At 44.8% G+C, this 10,163-nt stretch carries 7 protein-coding genes; 4 read left to right on the top strand and 3 right to left on the bottom strand.

The genetic code is table 11. The features are described 5' to 3' along the window. A partial coding sequence (locus ACED25_RS15400) for a Calx-beta domain-containing protein (protein ID WP_371695598.1) occupies positions 1-3,665 on the bottom strand: 3,665 nt, incomplete at its 3' end. Between the two features lie 400 nt (positions 3,666-4,065). Here ACED25_RS15400 and ACED25_RS15395 point away from each other — a divergent pair. The 4 genes from ACED25_RS15395 to ACED25_RS15380 all read left to right on the top strand — a co-directional run bounded on the left by ACED25_RS15395 (position 4,066) and on the right by ACED25_RS15380 (position 8,619). Further along, positions 4,066-5,373, top strand: a complete 1,308-nt coding sequence (locus ACED25_RS15395) for a TolC family outer membrane protein (RefSeq protein ID WP_009846631.1) — start codon at positions 4,066-4,068, stop codon at positions 5,371-5,373. After that, positions 5,373-5,987, top strand: coding sequence for an OmpA family protein (locus ACED25_RS15390; protein WP_017103074.1), 615 nt, complete (start codon positions 5,373-5,375; stop codon positions 5,985-5,987). Before ACED25_RS15395 ends, ACED25_RS15390 begins: the two co-directional genes overlap by 1 nt. A gap of 131 nt (positions 5,988-6,118) precedes the next feature. Continuing rightward, a complete protein-coding gene (locus ACED25_RS15385; RefSeq protein WP_017062305.1) occupies positions 6,119-6,469 on the top strand; it encodes a DUF2750 domain-containing protein in 351 nt (116 codons plus the stop codon). A gap of 161 nt (positions 6,470-6,630) precedes the next feature. Next, positions 6,631-8,619 carry a tetratricopeptide repeat-containing diguanylate cyclase gene (locus tag ACED25_RS15380; protein ID WP_017100234.1) on the top strand — a complete coding sequence of 663 codons (1,989 nt, stop codon included), beginning with the start codon at positions 6,631-6,633 and terminating at the stop codon, positions 8,617-8,619. Between the two features lie 2 nt (positions 8,620-8,621). Here ACED25_RS15380 and queC read toward each other — a convergent pair whose 3' ends face one another. Together queC and queE are read right to left on the bottom strand one after the other, a co-directional pair. Next, entirely contained in the window at positions 8,622-9,317 is a 696-nt protein-coding gene (gene queC / locus ACED25_RS15375; RefSeq protein ID WP_017100233.1) for a 7-cyano-7-deazaguanine synthase QueC, read from the bottom strand. Between the two features lie 60 nt (positions 9,318-9,377). After that, positions 9,378-10,028 (bottom strand): 7-carboxy-7-deazaguanine synthase QueE, encoded by a 651-nt coding sequence (gene queE / locus ACED25_RS15370; protein ID WP_371695597.1) that lies wholly within the window; start codon positions 10,026-10,028, stop codon positions 9,378-9,380. Between the last annotated feature and the right edge of the window lie 135 nt (positions 10,029-10,163).

Genomic DNA, 10,163 nt, shown 5'->3' with positions numbered 1-10,163 from the left:
TTATCCCCTGACACCCCAACTTCCACGTCGGTGATGCTCGGCTTGTCGTTGTCTAAAATGGTGCCCGTGACTTGTTGACCCTCTAAGGTGATCACGTAGTCTTCCGCCGCTTCCACTATGTTGTCGTCTACCGTCGGTACCACGATGGTAAAGCTCGTCACGCCCGACGGTACCGTCAGTGTTTTCGTCGCACTGTCGTACGTCACGCCGTTGGTGAAGCTCACCGTGCCTAAGTCCACGTCCGCTGACGCTGGCAAGGTTAGGCTGTAGCTGACTTCCGACTTGGTCTCTTCCGATAACGTCACATTGAAGTTCAATGCTTGACCTTCAACCACGCTGTCGTTATCCCCTGACACCCCAACTTCCACGTCGGTGATGCTCGGCTTGTCGTTGTCTAAAATTGTCGCTGTACCCGTACCTGAGCCTGTCACGCCTGTTGCGCCGGTCACTTTTAGGCCTAGCTTCTCGTCACCTTCGTACGTACCGTCGTCTTTGGTCGCGACTTCAACAACTAACTTAGTTTCACCTGCTTTGACGGTGTAAGAGCCGTCAGCGTTTGGTGTCAATACGTTACCTGCAGCATCTTTCACAACGATGCTGGTGATGTCGTCCGCTGTTGCCGTTCCGTATAACGTCTCTAGCATAACGCTGACGTCGACGGATGCAGCTTTGCTTAAGCTCACATCGAAACTTGCGGTCGAGCCTTCGTTAATCACTTTGCTGTCTTCGATGCTCACCGATGGGCGGTCATCTGGATTCACTGGCGGAGTAGGATCGGTTGGGTCAACAGGGCCAGTACCGTCATCTTTGATGGTTAGCTCACCCGCACCTGAGCCTCTCACGCCCGTAGCGCCAGTCACTTTCAGGCTCAGCTTCTCATCACCTTCGTACGTACCGTCGTCTTTGGTCGCGACTTCAACAACTAACTTAGTTTCACCTGCTTTGACGGTGTAAGAGCCGTCAGCGTTAGCTGTCACTACGTTACCTGCGGCATCTTTCACAACAACGCTAGTGATGTCGTCCGCTGTTGCTGTGCCGTAAAGGGTTTCTAGCGTAACGCTCACGTCAACTGACGCAGCTTTGCTTAAGCTCACATCGAAACTCGCGGTTGAACCTTCGTTAATCACTTTGCTGTCTTCGATGCTCACCGCTGGGCGATCGTCTGGATTCACTGGCGGAGTAGGATCGGTTGGGTCAACCGGGCCTGTGCCGTCATCTTTGATGGTCAGTTCGCCCGTACCCGTACCCGTTACACCCGTAGCACCTGTCACTTTCAGGCTCAGTTTTTCGTCGCCTTCGTATGTGCCGTCGTCTTTGGTCGCGACTTCAACAACTAACTTAGTTTCACCCGCTTTGACGGTATAAGAGCCGTCAGCGTTTGGTGTTACTACGTTACCTTGGGCATCTTTCACAACAATGCTAGAGATATCGTCCGCTGTTGCTGTGCCGTAAAGGGTTTCTAACGTAACGCTCACGTCAACTGACGCAGCTTTGCTTAAGCTCACATCGAAACTCGCGGTTGAGCTTTCGTTAATCACTTTGCTGTCTTCGATGCTCACTGATGGGCGATCATCTGGATTCACTGGCGGAATAGGATCGGTTGGGTCAACAGGACCGGTACCATCATCTTTTATGGTTAACTCGCCCGTACCTGAGCCTGTCACGCCTGTTGCGCCGGTCACTTTCAGGCTCAGTTTCTCATCACCTTCGTATGTGCCGTCGTCTTTAGTCTCGACTTCAACGACTAACTTAGTTTCACCCGCTTTGACTGTGTAAGAGCCATCAGCGTTTGGTGTCACTACGTTACCTGCAGCATCTTTCACAACAATGCTGGTGATATCATCCGCTGTTGCGGTGCCGTAAAGGGTTTCTAGCGTTACGCTCACGTCGACTGATGCGGCTTTGCTTAAGCTCACATCAAAACTCGCTGTCGAGCCTTCGTTAATCACTTTGCTGTCTTCGATGCTCACCGCTGGGCGATCATCTGGATTCACTGGAGGAATAGGATCCGTTGGGTCAACCGGGCCGGTGCCGTCATCTTTGATGGTCAACTCGCCCGTACCTGAGCCTGTCACGCCGGTGGCTCCCGTCACTTTAAGGCTCAGCTTCTCATCGCCTTCGTATGTGCCGTCGTCTTTGGTCTCGACTTCAACGACTAACTTAGTTTCACCCGCTTTGACGGTGTAAGAGCCATCAGCGTTAGGTGTTACTACGTTACCTGCGGCATCTTTTACCACAATGCTGGTGATATCATCCGCTGTTGCGGTGCCGTAAAGGGTTTCTAGCGTTACGCTCACGTCAACTGATGCGGCTTTGCTTAAGCTCACATCAAAGCTCGCTGTCGAGCCTTCGTTAATCACTTTACTGTCTTCGATGCTCACCGATGGGCGGTCATCTGGATTCACTGGGGGAGTAGGATCGGTTGGGTCAACAGGGCCTGTGCCGTCATCTTTGATGGTTAGCTCGCCCGTACCTGAGCCTGTCACGCCTGTTGCGCCGGTCACTTTTAGGCTTAGCTTCTCGTCACCTTCGTACGTGCCGTCGTCTTTGGTCTCGACTTCAATGACTAACTTAGTTTCACCCGCTTTTACGGTGTAAGAGCCGTCCGCGTTAGGTGTTACTACGTTACCCGACGCATCTTTCACCACAATGCTGGTGATATCATCCGCTGTTGCGGTACCATAAAGGGTTTCTAGCGTTACGCTCACGTCGACTGACGCGGCTTTGCTTAAGCTCACATCAAAGCTCGCTGTCGAGCCTTCGTTAATCACTTTGCTGTCTTCGATGCTCACCGTTGGGCGATCGTCTGGATTCACTGGGGGAGTAGGATCGGTTGGGTCAACAGGGCCAGTGCCGTCATCTTTGATGGTCAACTCGCCAGTACCTGAGCCTGTCACGCCCGTGGCGCCGGTCACTTTCAGGCTCAGCTTCTCATCACCTTCGTACGTGCCGTCGTCTTTGGTCTCGACTTCAACGACTAACTTAGTTTCACCCGCTTTGACGGTGTAAGAGCCGTCAGCGTTAGGTGTCACTACGTTACCCGCGGCATCTTTCACAACAACGCTTGTAATGTCGTCCGCTGTTGCCGTTCCGTATAACGTCTCAAGCGTAACGCTTACATCGCCTGACGCAGCTTTACTTAGACTTACGTCGAAAATTGCTGTTGAGCCTTCATTAATGACTTGGCTGTCTTCAATACTTACTGTTGGCTCAACTTCCACTGAGCGGAATAGATCAAGCAAACTTAAGCTTTGAGTACGAGACAGACCTAGGCCTTCGAAACCTGTTGTTACAAATTCGGTAACTGGGATGGTTTCGTCACCATCACGTTCAATAGTTCCACTGCTAACTAGGCTCGAACCTCGTACACCTGCCGCAGTTGCGAACTCTTCGCCTAACTCTGTAGGATCTTGCCCTTCTTCTAAAGCGGCAAAAATATTTTCAATATCTTGGTCAAGATCGACTTCATCGCCATCTTTTCCTTGTGGCGTAAAGCGCTTAACTGAAATCTGAGATTCAGAATTTACATTTTGGGATTCTAAAACGACATCCCCAGCTTGTAATGGCTGGCCGTCTTCTAGGACCGTGATTGTGCCATCTATCGAAATAACAATGCGTTGACCTAATGCTAATGCACCGCTCGCATTCAATACTGTCATGTCCATATAAATCCCTAAGCTCATTTTCTGTTTGCGACGTCAAAATAGTGACATCGATTTTATAATCTAGTGACAATATAACATCTAATGTCATATAATTCCTAGCTATGAATTACATCTTTAATAACTTACAATGTAAACGAATGATAACGGTCACTGAGTGATAATTAAGATGACGAAAACTTCCATATAAGTTATTGTCTTAGGGAAAGATAACCCAAACACTCAAATCAAATTTAAGTACTCAAAATCGACTTAAATTGTACGGCGATCGGTTAACAACTTTACAACCATTTACGAATGCTCATTGAGCATTCGTTATTTTTTTGGCGGTTCATCTAAATTTGATATATTCAAGCTTAAAAGCGACAAACTTAGGTGATACTCCATTTTTGGGAGATTGAAATTGAACTGGATTAAAACGACTACATTAGGGTTGGCTATTGCACTCAGTTTACCGGCTAGCGCACAGACCTTAGAGCAAGCCGTCGCGTTTACTTTAGAAAGTAACCCTGAAATCAAAGCGGCATATAACCAGTACGTTAGTCAACGTTACCTTAACGATGCTTCTGGTGGAGCTTACCGCCCGAGTATAGATTTAGACGGTGGCATTGGTTACGAATATACGGATTTGGCGACGAATTCGAGCTCAACAGATCTAACACGTAAAGAAGCAGCAATTACGTTGACACAACTCATTTGGGATGGCGCGAATACTTCTAACGACATTGATCGTACCGCTGCTGATGCAGAGTCTGTCCGTTATCAATTGCTATCTAGCGCTCAAGATATTGCACTGCAAGTAACCAAAGTCTATCTTGATTCCGTTAAAGCTTACGAAGTGCTTACACTTTCTGAAAACAATCTGGCGACGCACAAAAATATCTATATAGATATCAAGAAACGAGTTGATTCAGGCATTGGGTCTACGGCAGACATGTCTCAGGTAGAAGCTCGTATTGCAAAAGCTCATGGTAATTTGCTGGCAGCTCAAAATAATTTATTTGATGCCCATACTCAATTCAAACGCCTTGTTGGCCAAGCCCCACTAGGCTTGGTATATCCACGTGCTGACGCAGGCTCTATTCCTTATACGATCGACGGTGCTTTGGCAAAAGCCTTTAACCAACACCCGGTTATCAAAATTGCACAAGCTGACGTAGATTCAGCGAAGTTCCAATACAAGCAGTCGAAGAGTACCAACTACCCAACTGTTTCTTTTGAAGCCGCTCAAAGGTGGCGCGATGATGCAGGTGGTACGAAAGGCAACAGCGATGAATTTTCTGCGATGCTTCGCTTAAAGTACAATCTCTATAACGGTGGAGCCGATCAAGACCGTGCCGAAAGTGCCGCTTATCAACTCAACAAAGCAAAAGACCTACGTGAGAGTACTTACCGTAATGTAGAAGAAAGCTTACGCCTTTCATGGAGCGCTCTTGACTTAACCGTTCAGCAGAAAGATTTCTTGTCGGATCACGTAGATTCAGCTTCTGACACCGTTATCTCTTATGAAAAACAATACCGAATTGGTAAGCGTACCCTTCTCGATCTACTTAACACTGAAAATGAACTCTTCGAAGCACGTAAGGGATTTTTAGACGCTAAGTACGATGTACAGTACGCAAAATATAGAGTCATGAATGCAACAGGTAACCTATTAACAGGGTTACGTGTAGAGACTCCACAAGAATGGAATGAAAAGGTAGAATATTAATGAAGCTTCTCAAAACTATACTCCCACTATGCTTCGTGGTTGCTTCTGCCAACATCATGGCTGAAACAAATGATGAATTCACTTATCGTGCTCTTCCTAGCACCACACAAAGTTATGATCTCGAAGATGATGATAATGATGGTGTTATCAACGCTCGCGATTTATGTATAGACACACAAATAGGCGCTGAAATAGATAATGATGGCTGTGGCTCGTATTTCGAGTCTAGCGAAGAAAAAGATCTTCATATTTTATTTGCCAATGACTCTGCAGAAATTAAACCTGTGTTTCTGAGCCAAATTCGTCAAATGGCTGCGTTTCTAAAGCGTTACGAAAACACAAGTATTCAATTGCAAGGTTATGCTAGTAAAGTAGGTAATGCCGAATACAATCTCAAGCTCTCAGAAGAACGTGCGGTCAATGTAAGACGTGCGCTCATCAGCAACGGTATCCCGCCATCAAGAGTCTATACCGTAGGGTACGGAGATGCAGGCTTCCGTGATAATGACACTGAAACTAATCATGCATTGAACAGAAAAGTCGTAGCCTCTGTTGTCGGATTTAAAGGCAACATCAAAGAAGAGTGGCATATATTTACTAAAATCGGCAAATAGATTCTACCGCACCCAAACCATACTGAAACGTTTGGTAAGCGTTTCAGTATCCTTATAATTCCTTGATCGCCATATACCTACCCCTTGTATAATGTTAATCTTGTCTTGTTATCAACATAGAGAAATTATTCATGAGCAAACTAACCGCTGATACTCAAGCAAATCTAGAACTTTTCGTTTCTGAAACACAAGAAACTAAACTGGTATGGGGCCTTCGCAACGAAGAAGGTTGGCTAGCATGTGACTCAAGTGAATTCGAAAACAGTGAAGTGATGCCGTTCTGGTCTTCAAAAGAGGACGCTCAGACTCACAACGTTGAAGAGTGGGCAGACTTCGAAGTATTAGAAATCCCACTAGATATCTTTGTAGAAGATTGGTTACTGACCCTAGCTGAAGATGGTGTTCTTGTTGGTACTAACTGGAATGCAACATTAGAAGGCAAAGAACTAGAGCCTTCTGATCTAGCGAAATTATACATCTAGCTTTCAAGATCGGTCGTACATAGCGTACGACCGGTTACCCATAATAAGCCATTGAGAATTAGAGATTTACCTCACATAAAAAACCATCAACCTACCAAAAAAATTGAAGCAACATCAAACTAACAATAGAATATCGTTCTTTATCTGATTGATATTATCTCGTGATTCACTTCATTTTCATTGCCTTTTTGCTTTTCATCAATCTTTATTCTTTTAGCCAAGCATCAACATTGGATCATGAATCTTATCCAACAATTAGCTCCTCGGCATTAGCTCCCCACACAACTCCAAATGCTGATTGGAACGCACTCTATTTGTCGACTCTAACTCATTCCCCTTCGCGCGCATTGAACATGCTGCAAACACGCTACACTAGCTCAACAACCTACGGGGATAAGCTCTACCTATCGGCACTGCTATATCAATACATGAGCCAGCGCGATCAACCGTTTTATGGAATCGCTTCAAACGACAGTGACTACCAAGCAATAGAACAAGCGTTTATTAATGCCCTAGTAAATGATGGACAAGGTCAGTACAAAGAAGCTCAGCAAGGCTTTTTGTCCATATTAGTAAAAATGCAATCAATCAACGATGTTACAGGTAGAGCATTATTAAAATATCAATTATGTCGTTCTCTCAATGAGCAAGCTAAATATCATCAAGCGAACTATTATTGTTCTGCACTTCAGTCGGATTTGCATGACATTGCTGACCCTGTATTACCAAAATTTGGCACTTATCGAGTGATCGCTAACAATCACCATTTCCGCAGCGACTATCAAGCCGCGCTAGATACTTACCTATCACTGATAAGCGTGTTCCCACAAGGACATGATATTTCGGGGATCTATAACGATGTGGGTAATTTGCTCAAAGAGTTAAAGCAATATGATAAATCGGCAGAGTACCTCATAGAAGCACTCGCTCTGAGATCGGATGCTTCTGATTTGATGAAAGCACAAGTTCATCATAGCCTTGCAGATCTTTACCTTAATCAAGGACAAAGTGACCTAGCAATTAATCACTTTCAAAAAGCAAAAGCACTGTTGACTACATCATCTCATAGCTACGGTATTGCGCTAACAACTCTTGGTTTAGGAAAAGCATACACGCAGACGAAGAACTATGATTTGGCGAGAGACTACTTAGTAGAGTCTCTGTCGGCTTCAAGCAAGCTAAACAACGATGTCATTCGAATCAACGCTTTCTTGGCAATCAGCGATATGTTCGAAGACCAAAAACTTAAAACGGAAGCGCTCAATTATGCACAACAAGCTTTGGAGCTATCCGAACAAGTCACAAGACACAAATACACAGCTCAAGCACTACTTCAACTTTCTGATATTTATCAAACTCTCAGCGATTACAAGCAAGCTTTCTATTTCTATCAGCGATACACATTAATACAGTTCGAAACCCGAGATATAGATAACAGGTTGGCTTTTGAAGCACTAGATCTAGCTCATGCTAGGTACGAAAAAGAACTAGAGAGTTCTTTCCTGAGACATCAAGCAAATTTAGACCGACTTCAAATCGAAAAGATGGAACATCAAAGGATGGTGTATAACATCATTGTTATTCTATTGCTGTGTGCGGCTAGCTTTATGATCTTCACAAACAAAGCCATTCGTGCGAAAGCAGCAATCGATGCCATGACAAAGGCGTATAGTCGCACCGAGATAATACGAAGAGTCAAGCGTATCAAAGCCTGTAAAGGAACAGAAAAACAACATGTTCTCGTTTTACTCGATCTAGATAAATTCAAGAAAATTAATGACCAATATGGCCACCCTACTGGTGATAGAGCGCTCGTTCATATAAGTCATCAAATAAGACAACATTTAATTAAAGGTGAGCTGTTCGGGCGTTTAGGCGGCGAAGAATTTCTGATCGTGCTTACTGATACAAAACCAGCTGAAGTACAAGAGCGTGTAGAGGAGTTACATTATGCCATTTCGAGTGCAGTCTTCTTATCAGAAAACAAAAAGCCACTTAATGTAACCGCGAGCTTTGCTTATTTAGCAACCTCAAACGCATTAAGTGACTTTGATGACTTGTATTCAGTGCTTGACCAGGCGCTGTATCAAGCAAAGAGCAACGGCCGAAACTGCATCATTGATGCTTATAACGAACCTATTGACTCATGAGGTTATTTATTCTCACCCTGCTTGCGAATCAATTCAGCCATAATACCTTGGCGATCACCTAGGTAATCGCTAAGGCCTATTTTGCGTAGTTCACACGCTGGACAGTCGCCGCAGCCATCGCCGATAATACCGTTGTAGCAGGTCAGTGTTTTGTTTCTAACAAGTTCGAGTGCTGAATACTGATCTGCCAACGCCCATGTTTCAGCTTTGTTGAGCCACATTAACGGTGTTTTAATATCAAGCTGCTTATCCATACCTTGTACAAGCGCAGAGTTCATCGCTTTCACAAAGTCATTACGACAATCAGGGTAGCCTGAAAAATCTGTTTCACACACACCCGTGATTACGGTATTTGCACCGATTTGGTAAGCGTAAATACCCGCCAAAGTTAAGAACAGAATATTACGACCGGGAACGAAAGAATTCGGTAGCCCATTCTCTTGTAGCTCATGAGAGACAGGAATATCGTCACGAGTAAGAGAGCTAATAGCCAGTTCATTCAACAGAGTCACATCCATCACTTTGTGTGCTTTCACACCAAGATCTTTTGACAACGACTCAGCCACTTCAATCTCGAGTCTATGGCGCTGACCATAATCAAACGTAATCGCATGAACTTCATCATACTCTTTTAATGCTTGAACAAGACACGTTGTTGAGTCTTGACCACCACTGAATACTACCACTGCTTTTTTCATCTTAAATCCTTACGAGAATCTTCTACTAGCGACTTATATAGGCAAGTAAACAAATACAACCTATGCGATGCTCAAATATTTGTGAGTTTGGATTGATAAGCGCCAATTGCGCTCAATGCAGGTATCAATACAAAGCTGAGTTGCGCGTTCTTTTTGGCTAATCGGCTGAAGCGCAATGACTGTATTTTCAGGGACATCGGCTCTAGCAATAAGAGCATCGAGTTGCTCGATGTCTTTACCTGTACCAACAGGGTGTTTGATTTCATTCGCACGAACGAGTACGCTATCAAGGATATCCAATTTGGCTTTCATTGCGATTTTTGGTGACACCGTAACCCAAGTATCCAGTGTGGCTTTTACTTCTGATGTTCCGCTGGTCTCAATCTGACAGCGACAACCGTGCTGCTCAAATGCTTCAGTAAGAGGGACAAGATCATAGATGCACGGCTCACCACCAGTAATCACAATGTGCTTCGCGGTGTAACCTTGCTTGATATATTCATTCACGATTCCTTGCGCATCAATTGCAGACCAAGTCGGTGAATCCTCTGTCTTAACCATAATATCACCAAGGCTCGTTTCATCTTCCGGCAACGCTTCCCAAGTCTGTTTGGTATCACACCAAGAACAGCCTACAGGGCAAATTTGCAGTCGAACAAAAACAGCAGGAACGCCGGTAAATACGCCCTCGCCCTGGATGGTTTCAAACATTTCATTAATCTTGTACAACTTACCCTCAGCTCAATCATTTGATGAAATTAATCAACCGCAGACCTTAAAGCACTTGCCCCTTTTGGTCAAACAAATGAGTACTGATAAATGAGTTGATCAAAGCCCTAGCCTGAA

Origin of the sequence: Vibrio sp. 1F263 (assembly GCF_041439035.1) — a bacterium.
In the GTDB taxonomy this organism is placed as follows: Bacteria; Pseudomonadota; Gammaproteobacteria; order Enterobacterales; family Vibrionaceae; genus Vibrio; species Vibrio tasmaniensis_A.
Note: the sequence above shows the minus strand (reverse complement) of the source record. Positions and strands in the feature narration are given on the sequence as shown.